We start from the raw sequence: 16354 nt of genomic DNA, 5'->3' as shown, positions 1-16354 counted from the left end.
ATGGTCACTGGTTGTCAATCTCGCTACGTTGGGATGCGGTTGCAGCAATGACCTGATACGCGACGCTTTACTTCACGAATGGTTCAGCGGTGCGGTAATCATCCTGATGCAGAAACACGGTTTGCCCTGAGGTTGTGACTATTGACATTATTAGTCACTGGTCTGAGAATGCGGTTACTCTGCTGATGAATGAATAAGGTAACCTATGCTCAGGTTCAAACCTGCCGCCCTTGCTGTCTGCCTGTTGCCGCTGGCCCTGGCAGCCTGCGGCGACCCGTCCGGCACCGACGATCCGCGGACTCAACCTCCTCTGGTCAGAGCGGCCACCGTAGTGAGTGCTGCCGATACCTCGCGCGCCTTCACTGGCGTTGTTGTTGCACGCACACAAAGCGACCTCGGCTTCCGGGTAGAGGGCAAAATTCTTGAGCGTCTGGTTGATACCGGCCAGACCGTTAAGCGCGGTCAGCCATTAATGCGTCTGGATCCGGTTGACCTGAGCCTCCAGGCACAGGCGCAGACGCAGGCTGTTACCGCTGCGCGGGCGCGTGCCCGACAGGCTACGGCTGATGAGGCTCGTTATCGGGGACTGGTCGCTACAGGAGCTGTTTCTGCGTCAGCCTACGACCAGATAAAGGCCGCCGCGGATTCGGCCAGAGCCGAACTCAGCGCGGCACAGGCGCAGGCCAATCTCGCCCGGAATGCGACCGGATATGCCGTGCTGCTGGCGGATGCCGACGGTGTGGTGATGGAAACGCTGGCCGAACCCGGCCAGGTGGTTGCGGCAGGCCAGCCAGTCATCAGGCTGGCCAGAGCGGGACAGCGTGAAGCCGTCGTGCAGCTGCCTGAGACGCTGCGGCCGGCAATCGGCAGCGAGGCGCAGGCTAAACTGTACGGTGGCGCAAAACAGTCTGTTACCGCCAAGCTGCGTCTCCTCTCCGATGCCGCCGATCCGGTGACGCGCACTTTCGAAGCCAGATATGTGCTTGAAGGCGCACTGGCCAGCGCACCGCTCGGTGCCACCGTTACGCTGCATATAGCAGAAGATAAAACACCCGGTCAGCGCCTGCAGGTGCCGTTAGCGGCGATTTATGATCCCGGCAAAGGGGCTGGCGTCTGGGTTATTTCAGGCAAGCCGGCCAACGTCACCTGGCGATCCGTCCAGGTGGTCGGGCTGGGGGACGATGCCGCCAGCGTAACCGGTGGGATCAAGCCGGGCGATCAGGTGGTGGCGCTGGGTGCGCATCTGCTGCATGACGGTGAAGCGGTACGGATCGCCCCTCAGAGCAGCGTCAGTGCTGCCGGGAGCCAGCCATGAGCAGCGGCCGCTTCAACCTTTCAGCACTGGCGGTCCGCGAGCGCTCAATCACCCTGTTCCTGATCATTCTGATTACCGTCGCCGGTATTCTCTCTTTCTTCGAACTTGGCCGGGCTGAAGACCCGCCTTTTACCGTCAAGCAGATGACCATTATCTCTGCCTGGCCGGGTGCAACCGCCCGCGAGATGCAGGATCAGGTTGCCGAGCCGCTTGAGAAGCGGCTGCAGGAGCTTAAGTGGTATGACCGCAGTGAGACTTATACCCGTCCCGGCCTGGCTTTTACCATGCTGTCACTGCAGGACAGCACGCCGCCTGCAGAAGTACAGGAGGAATTCTACCAGGCGCGTAAAAAGCTGGGTGATGAAGCCAAAAATCTGCCGGCGGGCGTGATCGGGCCGATGATAAATGACGAGTTCTCTGATGTGACTTTTGCCCTGTTTGCGCTTAAGGCGAAGGGAGAACCACAGCGCGTGCTGGCGCGCGATGCAGAGTCGTTGCGCCAGCAGCTTTTGCATGTGCCCGGCGTGAAAAAGGTCAACATTATCGGTGAGCAGAGTGAGCGGATTTTTGTCTCCTTCTCACATGACCGGCTGGCCACGCTCGGTATCTCTCCGCAGGATATCTTCTCCGCACTAAACAGCCAGAACGTTCTGACCCCTGCCGGTTCGATTGATACTCACGGACCTCAGGTGTTCGTTCGTCTGGATGGCGCCTTCGACAAACTGGAGAAAATCCGCCAAACGCCTGTTGTGGTCCAGGGCAGAACGTTGCGGCTTTCGGACGTGGCAACGGTTGAACGAGGCTATGAAGATCCAGCGACCTTTATGGTACGTAATCAGGGAGAACCGGCCCTTTTGCTAGGCGTCATCATGCGTGAGGGCTGGAACGGGCTGGATCTGGGTAAGGCGCTGGATGCGGAAACGGCCAGAATCAATCAGGGTATGCCACTGGGCATGACGCTGACCAAAGTCACCGATCAGTCCGTGAACATCAGTTCCGCCGTTGATGAGTTCATGGTCAAATTCTTTGTCGCGCTGCTGGTGGTGATGGTGGTCTGCTTCATCAGTATGGGCTGGCGGGTGGGCGTCGTCGTTGCCGCCGCCGTGCCACTGACGCTGGCTGTCGTTTTTGTGGTGATGGAGGCTTCCGGTAAGAACTTTGACCGTATCACGCTGGGTTCTCTGATCCTGGCGCTGGGTTTGCTGGTGGATGACGCCATTATCGCCATAGAAATGATGGTGGTGAAAATGGAGGAAGGCTACGACCGTATCAAAGCGTCCGCCTATGCCTGGAGCCACACGGCTGCGCCGATGCTGGCGGGTACGCTGGTTACGGCCGTTGGCTTCATGCCCAACGGGTTTGCACAGTCCACCGCCGGCGAATATACCAGCAACATGTTCTGGATAGTGGGCATCGCCCTGATCGCCTCATGGGTGGTCGCGGTGGTCTTTACGCCTTACCTGGGCGTGAAAATGCTGCCGGAAATCAAAACCGTGGCGGGAGGACATGCTGCCATTTACAACACCCGTCATTACAATCGCTTCCGGCGCGTTCTGTCCCGCGTCATCGCGAGAAAATGGTGGGTAGCCGGATCGGTTATTGCCATTTTTACGGTCGCTGTTCTCGGGATGGGACTGGTTAAAAAACAATTTTTTCCTACCTCTGACCGCCCGGAAGTGCTGGTAGAAGTCCAGATGCCTTATGGCACCTCGATTGAGGAGACCAGCGCCACGACGGCAAAAGTCGAAGCGTGGCTTCAGCAGCAGAAAGAGGCAAAAATCGTCACCGCCTATATCGGCCAGGGGTCACCGCGTTTTTATCTGGCCATGGCACCGGAACTCCCCGACCCGTCGTTTGCCAAAATTGTTGTGCTGACGGACAGTCAGGCGGCACGTGAGGCACTGAAGTTCCGGCTGCGAGAAGCGGCGGCTCACGGGCTGGCACCAGAGGCACGCGTCCGGGTGACACAACTGGTGTTTGGCCCTTACTCGCCTTATCCGGTGGCCTATCGCGTCATGGGTCCGGACCCGACCACGCTGCGCGCGATTGCTGACAAGGTGGAGGCCGTGATGCAGGCCAGCCCGATGATGAGAACCGTCAATACCGACTGGGGCCCGCGGGTGCCAACGCTGCATTTCACGCTCAATCAGGATCGGCTGCAGGCCGTGGGGCTGACATCCAATGCGGTGGCACAGCAGCTTCAGTTCCTGCTTTCAGGCGTACCGATCACATCGGTGCGTGAAGACATCCGTTCAGTGCAGGTTATGGGACGCGCGGCAGGCGACATCCGGCTTGATCCGGCCAAAATAGCGGGCTTTACCCTGGTCGGCTCATCCGGTCAGCGTATTCCGCTGTCACAGATAGGGGAAGTCAGCGTCCGCATGGAAGATCCGATTCTGCGTCGTCGCGATCGTACCCCGACCATTACGGTACGTGGTGATATTGCTGAGCATCTGCAACCGCCGGATGTCTCCACCGCCATGCTCAAACAATTGCAGCCGGTTATCGACAATCTTCCGGCTGGATACCGCATTGAGCAGGCGGGAGCGATAGAAGAATCCGGTAAAGCGACAAAAGCGATGGCACCGCTGTTCCCGATTATGATCGCCATGACGCTGCTGATTATTATTCTGCAGGTGCGGTCGATGTCAGCGATGGTGATGGTCTTTCTTACCGCGCCACTGGGACTGATTGGCGTCGTGCCCACGTTACTGCTGTTTAACCAGCCGTTTGGCATCAATGCACTGGTCGGGCTGATTGCGCTGTCGGGCATCCTGATGCGTAACACCCTGATTCTGATAGGCCAGATTCACCACAATGAGCAGCAAGGACTCGCGCCTTTTGATGCGGTGGTAGAGGCAACGGTACAACGTGCCCGTCCGGTGTTGCTGACGGCAATGGCCGCCATTCTGGCATTTATTCCGCTGACGCATTCGGTGTTCTGGGGAACGCTGGCATATACCCTGATTGGCGGTACGTTGGGCGGCACCGTTATTACGCTGGTGTTCCTGCCCGCGATGTACGCGATCTGGTTCAGGATCCGCCCTGAAAAACCGCGGTCTGCTGATGAAAAAGCCCTGACCTGACGGTTGTGAAAGTCGCCGTGATCCCTGAATAAGCGATCACGGCCTTTACCCCATCGAATGGGATAAAGAGGTTTACCTTACGCCGAGAGGTTTTATCCCGGTGACAGGTTCGCCCATTAGCCAGACGTTGCGCCCGTTCAGTTACCTACATTTCCCTGCGATCTGCGCCATATGCCACAGCTTTCATTGCCTGCAGCGCGTTCAGACGCGTTTTTAATGCGGCTTCAATATGGTCATAGGCTGTGCTGCCCAGCGGCAGACGTAATGGGGGGCTGGCCGCATCTGCTGCGGCTATTATTGCTGTCACGCATCTTTCAGCATCACCTTTAACCGCAAACTCTCCCGATAGCAGTGCCGATCGCAGTTCGCCCGCCGGCGTATTGCGATAAGCCGGCAGGGCATCAGCAATATCCAGTCCCGCACCGAACTGCGTTGCCGTCGGCCCCGGCTCTACCAGCAAAAAGTCGATGCCGAACGCCGCCACTTCCTGCCGGACCGCTTCAACAAAACCTTCGATTCCCCATTTAGTGGCGTGATACAAACTGAAATCAGGGTAGGCGATCTGGCCGCCTTCCGAAGACAACTGCACGATGCGCCCGCCGCCCTGCTGCCGCAAAAATGGAATCGCCGCGCGGATAAGCTGAATCGAACCCATGAGATTGGTGGCAATCTGGCGCTCAATTTGCTTATCGCTCAGCTCTTCGGCTGCGCCAAACAGGCCGTACGCCGCGTTGCTTACCACAATATCAATCTGCCCCGCCCAGGCGAACGCAGCGTCAACCGCGGGCTTAATCGCTGCTGTATTGCTGATATCCAGCACCATCACCTGCAAATTATCGCCGTATTGCACCCGCATATCTTCTAATGCTGCTTCACGCCGGACGCTTGCCACCACCCGATCGCCACGGTCCAGCAGGCTTTGACACATCAGGCGACCCAGGCCGCTGGATGCGCCGGTTATTAGCCAGGTTTTCATTATGGTCATCTCCGTTTAGTAAGCCGGATAACAGCATAAACCGGTTTATTGGTGGCATAATCTCCGCAAATCAGAATGGGGTGGTGGGAAATATCCAACAATGAAGCGTCCTTCCTGGAACGAACTGCAGGCGGTGAAAGTCATTGCCGCACAGCGCAGCTTTAGTCGCGCTGCTGACGTGCTCGGACTTAAACGTTCAACGCTCAGCCATACCATTAAAGGGCTGGAGGCAACACTTGGCGTGCAGTTGTTCCATCGCACAACACGTAGCGTTGCGCTGACCGAAGCGGGTGAAATGCTGATTGCGCGTCTGGCACCGTTACTGGCGGAAATGGATGAACTGCTGAATGACGTCACCGCCAGCGGTCAGCAGCCTTACGGCACGTTGCGCATCAGCGCCAGCGATGCGGCAATCAGCCTTCTGCTGGAATCGGTATTGCCAGCATTTATCCAGCAAAAGCCGGGAATCGAAATTGATTTAGTTGCACAAGGTCAACTGGTGGATATCGTGGCGCAAGGATTTGATGCGGGCATCCGGCTGATTGAAGATGTGCCTAAAGACATGGTTGCCATTCCTCTGAGCGGGCCGCTGCGTTTCGTTACCGTAGCATCGCCCGGTTACCTGGCAGGACGACCTGACATTCGCCACCCGCAGGACATTATGCAACATACCTGTCTGCGCCAGCGTCTGCCTGGCGGCAAACGTTATCACTGGGAATATCAGCAGCACGAGCAACAGTTTGCGCTGGATGTGCCGGGCAGCCTGACCCTCGACAGCAGCGCTTTAATGGTGGAAGCCGCTGTCGCAGGGTTAGGTGTGGCCTATGTGCCAGAGCCCTACGCCCGGCAGGGTCTCGACACTAAGCGGCTGGTTACGTTACTGGAAGAGTGGACGATTGCGTCTCAGGGTATTGCACTCTACTTTCCGCAAAATCGCCACATGCCTGTCGCATTGCGACTGTTCGTTGACACGCTAAAAGCAGCGATGCGTGCCTGAAATTAACTCAGCTGATTCGGCCAGCGTACCCGTTAAAACGGGTTACGGATTAACGCTAAGCGTACACCGAGCGGTTCAGACCCATCGTCCGCTTTAAACCGACGCTACCTCACCCACTCCGATACCTCTGCGGCATCGCATAGTCAGTATCAGCTATCGCGTTAACTTCACGTCATGCCACCTATCTGACTACCCGTTTGCATTCGACCTTACCCGTCATTCATCTTCGTTCGACCGTCTGGCGTCATTCTGCCCCTGCCTTCAGCCAGGCAGACGCTGAAATAGCGTATCAACCGGGACGGCACAAAAAATATTTACCTAACAAGTGTTAGATAGGTGTTGACGCCTATCGAATCACCCGCTAAGGTTTATCTACCTAACGTTAGTTAGATAACTCAGCCCCCAACTTTAAGGATCATGACCATGACAACTAAACTTCAGCTTTTCACTTCGCCTTCAGCCTTTCCGAATCCACAGCGTCTGCGTCTGTTCATGCACGAAAAAGGCATCGCTGACCATTTTGCCGAGACCATCTATGACATGTCTCCTGTCGGAGAACAGCGTGGCTGGCGTCATTTGAATATGAATACGTGGGGCGAAACGCCTACTCTGCAACTGGCTGACGGTAGCTACATCTCCGAAACGGCTGCCATCGTTCGTTATCTTGATCAGGCGTATCCCGGTCGCAAGATCATGGGAGAGACCGCACTGGAACAGGGTCTGGATAACATGTGGGATAACCGGATTTGGGTGCACATCCTGTACCGTATCGTAACCGCGTTCCATGTGCTGCACACCGGACTCGGCTTCAAGCTGGAACTGACCAAAAATGAGGCCTGGGGCGAACACTGCCGTAAGGAAGCGCTGGCGCACGCCGCCCTGGTCAATCGTCATCTGTCAGACGGCCGCGAATGGCTGCTCGGCGGCGATGCCCCGACCTTCTCGGACATTACGCTGGCAACCGCCATCGCCTTCTCGAAATTCCCGGTCAATGCCACACCACTGGACGAGCGTTTTGAGTTCCTGGATGCGTACTGGCAGCGCTGGACAAAACGTCCTGCTTTCCAGGCAGCCTACGCCGATCGCAGCAGCGGCATTCCTGAGCTGGATTCGCCAGCCCGGTAATAGCTTCTCAATGAAAACGCCGGTACGCCGGGATCGCCATCCTTTAACTTTCCCGGTGACCGTAGTGGTCCCGCTAGTATCGGCTGGCGATGCCGCTTTCTGAACCATGATGGAACGGCTTCTGCCTGAGCACCCTGGTCGTATTGAACGCCGTGCTCTGCCTGATAATCTACCTGTCACACGGTAGGTATTTGCTGTAAAATAGCCTTCTTTATTGAACAGATCGTCCCTGGACGAAAGGCACAAAGATGAGCGTCAATTCTAAGGAAGCCATTTTGTTGGCGGCTAAAAAAATTGCCCAATCGCAGGGCTACAATGGTTTGAATTTCCGCGACCTCGCGGAAGCTGTTGGTATCAAAGCGGCGAGTATTTACTACCATTTTCCCAGCAAAGCCGATCTGGGTATTGCCGTTGCCAGACGCTATTGGGAGGACGGTGCGCTCGCACTCGAGATGATCGAATCAGAAAGCCCATCTCCGATTGACGCGCTGCGTCGCTTTCCTGAAATCTTCCGCAGATCGCTTGAGGCCGACAATCGTCTCTGCCTGGGCAGTTTCATGGGCGCTGAAACAGATACTTTGCCGGTTGAAATGACCAATGAAATCCAGAAATTTGCTGAAGTAAACATTGCGTGGCTCAGTAAGCTTCTGGTGGCTGCGAAGGTGTGCGAATCAAGTGAGAGTGAATCCAGAGCACGTGCAATTTTCGCCGCTATTGTGGGTGCCCAGCTTTTTGCCAGAAGTCGCTCGGATATCTCGCTTTTCGATGCCCTGGTCGATTCATACCGCGCATCAGGACCTCTGCCTGCATAGCCACTGACAGCGACCCGCTTTGGCGAAAGATAAAACCGGGTAATAGCCCGGTTCGTTTCTCATTCAGCCTTTCTCTGGTGTTAGTAAAACTGAACATCATTGATCAGACTTGCGTCATCCCACCATCCACACAGATTTCTGCTCCGGCTATATAACTGCTTTCATCGCTTGCGAGGAATAGTGCAGCACTGGCAACTTCTTCAGGCCTGCCCATTCTTGATAACGGAATGGTGCTGATTATCCCATTACGTAGCTCTTCAGAGGCCGCAAGCATCATTTCCGTATCGATGGGGCCAGGGGCGACAACATTTATTCGAATGCCACGGGCGGAGAGTTCTTTTGTCCATGTGCGGGCAAAAGAACGAAGTGCTGCTTTACTGGCGCCATATACGCCATATCCCGGCGTGCCAATCACATCGGCAATCGACCCGATCAAAACGACGCTCGCGCCCTTCTTCATCAGGGGAAGTGCTGCCTGCATAGCAAAAAGTGGTGAGCGCACATTCAGGCCGAAAATAGCATCAAAATGTGCCGGGGTGACGTCATCAATCGTCGAGTATTCTGCCATTCCGGCATTGATGACCAGCACATCTATCTGGCCAGACTCTGCCCTGATTACATCAACTATCCGCGTCAGTTCGCTTATCTGGCTGACATCAGCACGAACGGGCCTGGCGGTGCCCTTTATGGTGTGGCTGGCTGCTGCTAACTCCTCATTTCGGCGCGAGGTCAGCCAGGTCGTTGCACCTTCACTGGCAAATCGCTGGCTGATAGCCAGACCAATGCCTTTTGCTCCGCCGAGTATCAGGGCAACTTTATTCTCTAATCTACGCATCTGCTCACTCCTGTCGGGATGGAAAACAGATGATATAATTTTTATACTTAATAACAATTACGCACTTTGTTTATATCAGGTATCGAGGAATATATCGCTATGGCTCAAATTGAGAGTAATGATCTGACAGAAATAGGAAAAACCCGACCGGTGCTGGAGAACATCACCAATAAATGGTCAATTTTAATTCTCACCGTACTTTGTAGTGAACCCGTGCGCTTCAATGAACTTCGCCGCCGACTGGATGGGATTACGCACAAAGCCTTGTCTGATGCGCTTAAGCGGCTTGAGCGCAATGGATTGGTGCATCGAAAGGTACTGCCGACTTCGCCGGTGAGTGTGGAGTACAGTCTTACATCACTGGCACAGACGCTTCAGGAGCCTTTTAGTGCGCTGTATGGATGGGCGCTAAAACATGGTGCGGAAATGGAGCAGGCTCAGTTGCGGTATGATTCCCGGCATGCAGAAGAGGTTTGCTGAATCATCCTGCGATCCGGGTTCACCAGTCGCCTTTGACTGACGCTGTTATGTCCGCGAAAAGATGATTACATTTATTCAGCAAACTTATCCGCGGCTCTGCCGCTCAGCAGAGTGTTACTCACCGACACGCGGATTGATCGCAGGGAAGACCCGTCGTTAACATTAAAAGTAACTCCGCAAACAGAGGCAGGGAAAGTATGAGGGAGATTGCACCCGAGGGCATAACCGGTATGCCGTCACGCACGGCAGAGTATCTTTGCCGTCAGACTGCACGCCTGGTGAAAAGAGGAAGCCTGACCCCGGAGACCTGCCAGCGTATCTATGCTTTTTGTGGTATCAGACCGTCAGATACTCAATGGCGTCAGTTTCTTATCCCGGTTCTTTGCTGTCTGGGATTACTGTCACTGGTTGCCGGATCGGTGTTCTTTATTGCCTGGAACTGGGCGTGGCTGCCGAAGATGGCGAAATTTGCCCTGGCCGAACTGCTGATCGTCGCGCTGGCGGTGGTGGTCTGGTGGCGCTGGTACAGCACGCTGGCACGCAGCGCATTGCTGGCAGCAGGGTTAAGTTTCGGCGCCCTGTTTGCGCTTTATGGGCAGATTTATCAGACCGGGGCTGACAGCTGGGAGCTATTCCGGGCCTGGCTATACGTTCTTCTGCCGCTGGCGCTGATTGCCCGGCAAAACAGCCTGTGGTTTTGCAGCTGGCTGGTCGCTAACCTGGCGTTCCAGCTCTATTACACCACGATGCCGACCTCACTACTGGATCTCGCCGTGTCTGACAGCTTCACCCGACTCCCGTCGGCGGTGCTTCACGGATATCTGGCGCTGCTGGCCGCCTGCCTGATTATCAGGGAAGCGCTGGCCTGGCGGGCGATAACGCATCATCCTGAGAGCTGGCTGGCAAGCCGCTGGTTCTCACGGATGATGGCTGGATTTTTACTGCTGCTGCTGACCACCATCGTGGCCGGGAACATTTCTGACTGGGACGGTAACAACCACTTTACTTACATCACGGTCGGCTGGGCGATCACCCTGCTGGCAGGTTATTACCTGTACCGTTACCGCTATCAGGATCTCTGCATGCTGACGCTGGGCATCGCCAGTCTGACTGTTGTTGGTTGTGCGCTAATCATGCGGTTATTTCTTTACGCCTACGATACGGGCGATCTGTTTTTGACCGGTGCCCTGATGGCATTCTGGCTGGCGGTAAATGGCTCTATCCTGCTGAAGTGGCAACGCAAAATGGTTGAAAAGGAGCCGATCGATCGGGTTCCGGCCAGGCTGACCTTACTGACAGACACGTTGCGTCAGCAGGGTTTGCTAAGCGCCTCGCAGATTGAAGAAATTCAGCAACGCGATCTCGCCTCCGACCTGCCCTGGTATCTGAGGCTGGCGCTAAGCGTCGGTGGCTGGATCGCAGCGATCCTCATTCTGTTACTGCTGATACTGCTGCTCTATACCGCTGACTTACTCGACCAACCGAATGCCGCCACCCTTATTCTTCCTTCACTGCTGCTCGCCGTCATTGCGCGCGGCCTGCTGCGCAGTCAGCGTGACGGTAAACATCACCTCGGGCTGGCATGGGCAATTGCGGCGACCTGCGGGCTGATATCCGGCGTTCTGCTGCAAATCCACAGCAATGACGTCAGCTTCCTTATGCTCAGTTCACTGTGTGCAGTGCCGATCCTGGCCGCGATGGCGGTGGTTATGCCCGACCGCACTTATCGATTTATGGCCATCACTGCCCTGACCTTTTTTCTGGTGCTGGCGGGCCATTCTCTGGCCCGGCTGTCCCTGTCGCCGACGGCTGGCCGCCTTGCTGTTTGCGGAGTGGTGGCGGCGATAACGTGTTGGTGGCTGTGGATCGTCAGTCATCAGCTGAGGTTACAGGCAGGGCCGTATGCTGACGCGGTACATCCCCTGCTGTATGGCATCCCGGCTGGTCTGATGTTGCTGAGTTTCCTCGGGATAAACGCGGCGTATCTCACGGATTTCATCTGGTCAACTGCGCAGTTGACTACGCTTCAGTCTGCGACAGGCACAGGGATCGCGGCAGGCTTAGTGCTGAGTGCACTCAGTCAGAAAAGGAATGGCCAGTCGCTGTTTTCGATTATCACACTGCCCGCCGCCCTGATCTGCGGGGCTGTCGCCCTCTATGCACCGGGTATTGGACTGGGCCTGTGGTTTATTCTGATGGCGCGTTATCAGGGAAGTCAGGGATTACTGGTGGTCAGTGGCGGTTTCATGGTGCTGTATGTCATTGGCTGGTATTACTTCCTGGCGGTTACTCTGCTGCAGAAATCCCTGCTGCTGATGGTCGGTGGTCTGGTTTTACTGGGGCTGGTATGGGGAGTCAAAAAAGTGTTACCCGCACCAATCGGAGGTGCCAGTGAGAATGCGTAAACAGAGCCGATGGCTGGCAGGCGCAGTGATAGCGCTGGCGCTGGTGGCCGTCAATGTCAGCATCTGGCAAAAAGAGCAGGTGCTGAAACAGGGCGCGGTCATGATTTTACCCCTTGCGCCGGTTGACCCGCGATCCCTGATGCAGGGTGATTACATGGCGCTGAATTATGCCCTGACCCGACCTCTGGAACTGAGGTTGTATCAGCAGGCTGAGACCTGCGGCGCGACCCTGTCAGCGCCCTGCCTGCCCACCAGCGGGACGCTGATTGTTGACCTCGATGCGCAGCGTCATGCGACTCAGGCCCGGTTTGATCACGGTGAGCCTCTGCAGGCGAATCAGCTACGGGTGAAATACCATCAACATTCTGGCTCGCTGACCGTCGGCACCAACGCCTGGTTCTTTCAGGAAGGCCATGGCGAGCGTTTCGCGCAGGCACGTTACGGGGCGTTCCGCGTCGGGAGCGATGGCACGGCACTCCTGACCGATCTGCTTGATGAGCAGGGTAAAGCGATTCAGCCTTAACTATGCCAGACGCTTACTGGCCTGCCAAAAAATACTCTGACAGGCGGCTTTAAGATTCTTCCTGCCATGATGCCCGTCACGGATCGCCACGAGGCTCTTGCTGGTCTGTGGAACCGGTTATCGGTCATCGCCTTAGCGCTGATATTTACTAAGATGCTGAACGTTCCGGCATCAGTTGCCAATGCGATCTGCTGAGTTAAACCGGCCGGAGAGGTGTTATAAGCGGGCAACGGCCAATCGGGTGAGTAAAGCGGTCGGGACGGAAGCGGAGTAGCACAGGCAGATTATGGTTGGTGCAGCAACCTGTTGATACGCTACCGCGCAGCAGGTTCTGTCTGCTTACCCAGGTTGCCTGCTACCGGATGTGGCACGGTAAAGTACGTAACCGTCGTAATGCTTAATGGCGTGCACACTACGCGGGTTCGTTTCCCGGGGCATCTCCCCGGGAAACGTTGATAGTCGTTGGTACAGAGATTGCGGGAGTAATAAGCGGCGGTTAGCCCGGCAGGTATCCGGCTACTGCTCGTTTTTACGCTGCACATCCTCTGCGGCAGAAACGCCGGTGATGTCAGAAAGCCCATCCTGATCGATTTCAGCCGCGGCACCATCAACAGTCCGGGCCATCATGAGTAAGTCCTGCAGTTCGTGCAGCAGAATGGCCGCATCCGATTTCAGCACCTCATCGGTATCCACGGACTCAATAATCGTATTGATGGCCTTTCCGGCGCTTTCCATCATTTCAGTCACACCGCCCTGCTTACTCACTGCAAGCACCAGCGCGCTGATCAGAAGCGATTGAGCCTCGACGCGGGCAGTTAACTGTTTGGTTGCCGCATCAATTTTAGAGATTTTGGCAAGCATGCTTAACACAACGTTTTTCATGGGAAATACTCTATAAAACCTATATTTGGCAGTTAATCAGGTTGAGGAAACGCTGATTAACCATTTTCACTGGTTCACTGGCTGAAAATAATTAACAAAACCTCTGTCGGATTACGCTATTTTTTGACCAGCGTAAGCCTCTGAAAATTTGCCACGGTTACCGGCCTGCCGCATCCAAAACAGACTGCTCCGTGAGCACCTTTCTTCATGTCAGACAGGAGAGAATAGGTAAACTTCCTGTCACCGCAGAACGGGCAGCGAAATTTAGCGAACCTCATGAATACACATTAGGATCATCCCCGGTAAAAGAGGGCCCAGCATGGCAGGTTAGCGTTAATTGACAAGCACATTTACGTCAGCAGCGATTTATTGAAGGAGAACAGAATTTTCGTCCTCTGCCGGGCTGATGAGAAAGATTTTCTGGCTGAAGAAAACAGCTCAAAACCGGACCGACCCTGAGCCTGTTTAATCAGCCTCAGAATATCAGCAGTCCCGCTTAACGCCGCCAGCCTGCCGCTGGCGGCCTGGGGCGATACGGCAGGCACACTGCCATGGTTAGCCGCTTATCGGATCAATGAGTTAAGAAACCCGTTAATATTTCCACTAATTTTTCCGGCTGCTCATCGGGAATAAAATGACCGCAGTTCAGGATAACCGCACCGCTGACCTGCTCAGCCACTGTACGCAGCGAGGTCGCCATATCCGGTATTGAACCCTGTTCGGCACTGACCGCCAGCAGCGGCAGCTTTCCGGCCTGCGCGCGCTGGTGATTCTGACTGGCCGGCCGACTGCTCAACCGCCCGGTAGTAAGCCAGCCCGGCCCGCAGCGCGCCGGGCTGCTGATAAAGGCGCAGATATTCAGCGCGCGCCGCCGCATCTATCCGGTGCGGACTGGTCGCTTTACGGTTAAAGAACCAGTCCAGGTAGATCGCTTATCCGGAACGTTAAGTAATCCAGCCGCTGCTATGAATGAAAGCAGATTTTATTAAACCCGATCAGGCAAGAAGAATTCTGCAGGAGGATGAAGGCTATAACGGACTCCTGAGGAAAATTTATGCATCATGTACCACCCTTACGCCTAAGGAACCGAGTGAAATAACTTCATCAGAGTCTGGGCGTAAAATCTACAATGCAGAACAAGCCATTAAAAAGGGACTTGTAACCAAAGGCTTAAGATAAAGCCGCTCTTACTTGCTGACCTATTTTATTTCTGACACACAAGATTAATGACGCTCATATTGACGCGGCAGGGTATCTGTCACAGGCCAAAAAACCATGGCGGAGGTCCGCCTGGTGCCAGAAGCGGACATTCGTATGGAGCTGCCCTTAATCACACCAGAAGACGAAATGTATTGGTTTCCCTAAAGCAGCATAGCCACAAGCACCAGGCACAGCAGCAATACATAGATTCGCGCATGCCAGATATCCGGTACCGCAGGAATAATCCTGCGACTAAAAACAATGCCGGCCCAGCCCGTCAGTATCAGCACCCCCAGTATTTTCAGGCTGATAAAACCCAGAAAGCCGGCTGCCGGAATTTTGTGCCAGCCGCTTATCGTATAGGTCACCGCACCGCATATCGCCACCGGTAGCGAGAGCAGGTTAGCTGCGCTGATGCACTCAGGCATTGCATACCCGTGTCGCCGCAACAGCGGCACTGTCATAACACTGCCGCCCACGCCCAGTAATGCGGCTATCATACCGATCGTGATTCCGCCGCCTGTTACCCTAAAAGATGACAGTTGACGGGGTGCACTATTGCTGAAGAATCCTTTACGCAGCAGACAATCACCCATTGTTACGAGCATATAAAGGATAAAAAGCGTGCGAACAAAGCCCTCACTCAACATGCCTGCCAGCCAGGAACCGACAAAAGCACCAATGGCGATAAACCATAACAACGGCAACAAAATCCGCGACGACAGCTTGCCGGCCCGCCAGTTCTGATAGCTGACCCAGCCCGCGTTAAATACCATCACCGCCGTTGAGGTGGCAACAGCAATATGCATAGCGTTCCCTGTCAGTTCAGGCTGCCGCCGCAGCAACTGATAAACAAAGGGCACTACGACAAAACCGCCGCCAAAGCCAAAAAGTACCGTGGTGATACCGGTAGTTAAGCCTGCCAGTGCAATTATTACGATATCGTTCAAGAGAAGGTCCTGACCTGAAAATGAGTCAGTAGCTTATACCGCAGGCGCCCTGCTTCCCATTTGCGCTGCGCTCAATTACGCTTGCGAATCGTTCATACGGAGGCAAATGTGCGTAACGTAAAAATTGACGATATTGATCAGCTTGACCGTGAAGTAGTGGCCTTAGGCAATGACTATGTGCAGGGATTTATACTGCCACAACATCAGCATCGTCGTGCGCAGCTGCTGTATGGCGCCACGGGCCTGATGTATGTCTCAACCTGTGACGGAGAGTGGGTTGTTCCCCCACAACATGCAGTATGGATCCCCTCCGAAACCCCGCACGCCGTCAGGTTTGTGGGCGTAACCACGCGCAGCTTGTATATTGAACCAGCATTTGTGACGGGTTTGATTAAACACCATCGCTGTGAAGTTATCAGCGTATCGCCATTGCTACGTCAGTTATTGCTTGAAGCCGTAGATTTGCCACCGCGATACGACAGCGCACGCGATCGGGCGCTGGTAGATTTGATAATACTGGAACTGGCAGCAATGCCGGTTCGCGAATTTGATATTCCGCTGCCGCAGCATCCGGCTCTGCTGACGCTCTGTCAGGCGTTTTTATCCGCCCCGTCTATCCATGACCCTGCTGAGCGCTGGGCCAGTACGTTGTTTATGAGCAACAGCACCTTTCGGTGATGCTGCCAACTTACTGATTTAGTGTATGATGGTGTTTTTGAGGTGCTCCAGTGGCTTCTGTTTCTATCAGCTGTCCCTCCTGTTCAGCTA

Annotated in this window: 13 protein-coding genes and 2 pseudogenes; 10 read left to right on the top strand and 5 right to left on the bottom strand. The window is 55.1% G+C overall.

Going from position 1 to position 16354, the window contains the following annotated elements; translation table 11 throughout:
* Positions 1–205: 205 nt before the first annotated feature.
* Positions 206–1315, top strand: coding sequence for an efflux RND transporter periplasmic adaptor subunit (locus FHW04_RS20540; protein ID WP_089562275.1), 1110 nt, complete (start codon positions 206–208; stop codon positions 1313–1315).
* Positions 1312–4401, top strand: coding sequence for an efflux RND transporter permease subunit (locus FHW04_RS20535; protein ID WP_046289292.1), 3090 nt, complete (start codon positions 1312–1314; stop codon positions 4399–4401). Before FHW04_RS20540 ends, FHW04_RS20535 begins: the two co-directional genes overlap by 4 nt.
* 145 nt (positions 4402–4546) lie before the next feature.
* Here FHW04_RS20535 and FHW04_RS20530 read toward each other — a convergent pair whose 3' ends face one another.
* The gene (locus tag FHW04_RS20530) at positions 4547–5377 is read right to left on the bottom strand and encodes an SDR family oxidoreductase (protein WP_082097613.1); all 831 of its coding nucleotides are present in this window, start codon (positions 5375–5377) and stop codon (positions 4547–4549) included.
* Positions 5378–5477: 100 nt separating this feature from the next.
* Here FHW04_RS20530 and FHW04_RS20525 point away from each other — a divergent pair, with 100 nt between their 5' ends.
* From FHW04_RS20525 to FHW04_RS20515, 3 genes are all read left to right on the top strand, one after another.
* Positions 5478–6374 carry a LysR family transcriptional regulator gene (locus tag FHW04_RS20525; protein ID WP_089562274.1) on the top strand — a complete coding sequence of 299 codons (897 nt, stop codon included), beginning with the start codon at positions 5478–5480 and terminating at the stop codon, positions 6372–6374.
* Between the two features lie 423 nt (positions 6375–6797).
* Positions 6798–7499 (top strand): glutathione S-transferase family protein, encoded by a 702-nt coding sequence (locus FHW04_RS20520; RefSeq protein WP_089562273.1) that lies wholly within the window; start codon positions 6798–6800, stop codon positions 7497–7499.
* A 248-nt stretch (positions 7500–7747) separates the two neighbouring features.
* Complete coding sequence (locus FHW04_RS20515) at positions 7748–8311, top strand: TetR/AcrR family transcriptional regulator (protein WP_031377583.1); 564 nt, start codon at positions 7748–7750, stop codon at positions 8309–8311.
* 103 nt (positions 8312–8414) lie between these two features.
* Here the strand turns inward: FHW04_RS20515 and FHW04_RS20510 are convergent, their stop codons facing one another.
* A complete protein-coding gene (locus FHW04_RS20510; RefSeq protein ID WP_089562272.1) occupies positions 8415–9146 on the bottom strand; it encodes an SDR family NAD(P)-dependent oxidoreductase in 732 nt (243 codons plus the stop codon).
* Between the two features lie 99 nt (positions 9147–9245).
* Between FHW04_RS20510 and FHW04_RS20505 the strand changes: the two genes are divergently transcribed.
* From FHW04_RS20505 to FHW04_RS20490, 4 genes and pseudogenes are all read left to right on the top strand, one after another.
* Positions 9246–9626: a winged helix-turn-helix transcriptional regulator gene (locus tag FHW04_RS20505; RefSeq protein ID WP_069729128.1), complete on the top strand. Its 381-nt coding sequence runs from the start codon at positions 9246–9248 to the stop codon at positions 9624–9626.
* A 19-nt stretch (positions 9627–9645) separates the two neighbouring features.
* Positions 9646–9827 (top strand): annotated as a pseudogene (locus FHW04_RS20500) (hypothetical protein); the annotation flags it as partial.
* On the top strand, positions 9824–12031 hold the full coding sequence (locus FHW04_RS20495; protein ID WP_089562271.1) for a DUF4401 domain-containing protein: 2208 nt from the start codon (positions 9824–9826) through the stop codon (positions 12029–12031). The pseudogene FHW04_RS20500 and the gene FHW04_RS20495, both read left to right, overlap by 4 nt.
* On the top strand, positions 12024–12554 hold the full coding sequence (locus FHW04_RS20490; protein ID WP_031377585.1) for a GDYXXLXY domain-containing protein: 531 nt from the start codon (positions 12024–12026) through the stop codon (positions 12552–12554). The genes FHW04_RS20495 and FHW04_RS20490 overlap by 8 nt, the downstream gene beginning before the upstream one ends.
* A 516-nt stretch (positions 12555–13070) precedes the next feature.
* Here the strand turns inward: FHW04_RS20490 and iraP are convergent.
* The 3 genes from iraP to FHW04_RS20475 form a co-directional block, all read right to left on the bottom strand.
* On the bottom strand, positions 13071–13436 hold the full coding sequence (gene iraP, locus FHW04_RS20485) for an anti-adapter protein IraP (protein ID WP_031377586.1): 366 nt from the start codon (positions 13434–13436) through the stop codon (positions 13071–13073).
* A 571-nt stretch (positions 13437–14007) separates the two neighbouring features.
* Positions 14008–14313 (bottom strand): alpha/beta fold hydrolase, encoded by a 306-nt coding sequence (locus FHW04_RS20480; protein WP_227021983.1) that lies wholly within the window; start codon positions 14311–14313, stop codon positions 14008–14010.
* Positions 14314–14797: 484 nt separating this feature from the next.
* Positions 14798–15586 (bottom strand): sulfite exporter TauE/SafE family protein, encoded by a 789-nt coding sequence (locus FHW04_RS20475; RefSeq protein WP_089562269.1) that lies wholly within the window; start codon positions 15584–15586, stop codon positions 14798–14800.
* A gap of 108 nt (positions 15587–15694) precedes the next feature.
* Here FHW04_RS20475 and FHW04_RS20470 point away from each other — a divergent pair.
* Positions 15695–16261: pseudogene (locus tag FHW04_RS20470) on the top strand (AraC family ligand binding domain-containing protein); the annotation flags it as partial.
* Between the last annotated feature and the right edge of the window lie 93 nt (positions 16262–16354).

Origin of the sequence: Pantoea sp. AN62 (assembly GCF_050432985.1) — a bacterium.
Taxonomy (GTDB): Bacteria; Pseudomonadota; Gammaproteobacteria; order Enterobacterales; family Enterobacteriaceae; genus Pantoea; species Pantoea brenneri.
Note: the sequence above shows the minus strand (reverse complement) of the source record. Positions and strands in the feature narration are given on the sequence as shown.

Coding starts and splice junctions, on each gene's coding strand:
- FHW04_RS20505 (WP_069729128.1), top strand. CDS start 9,246: ATGGCTCAAATTGAGAGTAATGATCTGACAGAAATAGGAAAAACCCGA.
- FHW04_RS20510 (WP_089562272.1), bottom strand. CDS start 9,146: ATGCGTAGATTAGAGAATAAAGTTGCCCTGATACTCGGCGGAGCAAAA.
- FHW04_RS20535 (WP_046289292.1), top strand. CDS start 1,312: ATGAGCAGCGGCCGCTTCAACCTTTCAGCACTGGCGGTCCGCGAGCGC.
- iraP (WP_031377586.1), bottom strand. CDS start 13,436: ATGAAAAACGTTGTGTTAAGCATGCTTGCCAAAATCTCTAAAATTGAT.
- FHW04_RS20520 (WP_089562273.1), top strand. CDS start 6,798: ATGACAACTAAACTTCAGCTTTTCACTTCGCCTTCAGCCTTTCCGAAT.
- FHW04_RS20515 (WP_031377583.1), top strand. CDS start 7,748: ATGAGCGTCAATTCTAAGGAAGCCATTTTGTTGGCGGCTAAAAAAATT.
- FHW04_RS20530 (WP_082097613.1), bottom strand. CDS start 5,377: ATGAAAACCTGGCTAATAACCGGCGCATCCAGCGGCCTGGGTCGCCTG.
- FHW04_RS20495 (WP_089562271.1), top strand. CDS start 9,824: ATGAGGGAGATTGCACCCGAGGGCATAACCGGTATGCCGTCACGCACG.
- FHW04_RS20490 (WP_031377585.1), top strand. CDS start 12,024: ATGCGTAAACAGAGCCGATGGCTGGCAGGCGCAGTGATAGCGCTGGCG.
- FHW04_RS20525 (WP_089562274.1), top strand. CDS start 5,478: ATGAAGCGTCCTTCCTGGAACGAACTGCAGGCGGTGAAAGTCATTGCC.
- FHW04_RS20540 (WP_089562275.1), top strand. CDS start 206: ATGCTCAGGTTCAAACCTGCCGCCCTTGCTGTCTGCCTGTTGCCGCTG.
- FHW04_RS20480 (WP_227021983.1), bottom strand. CDS start 14,313: ATGCGGCGGCGCGCGCTGAATATCTGCGCCTTTATCAGCAGCCCGGCG.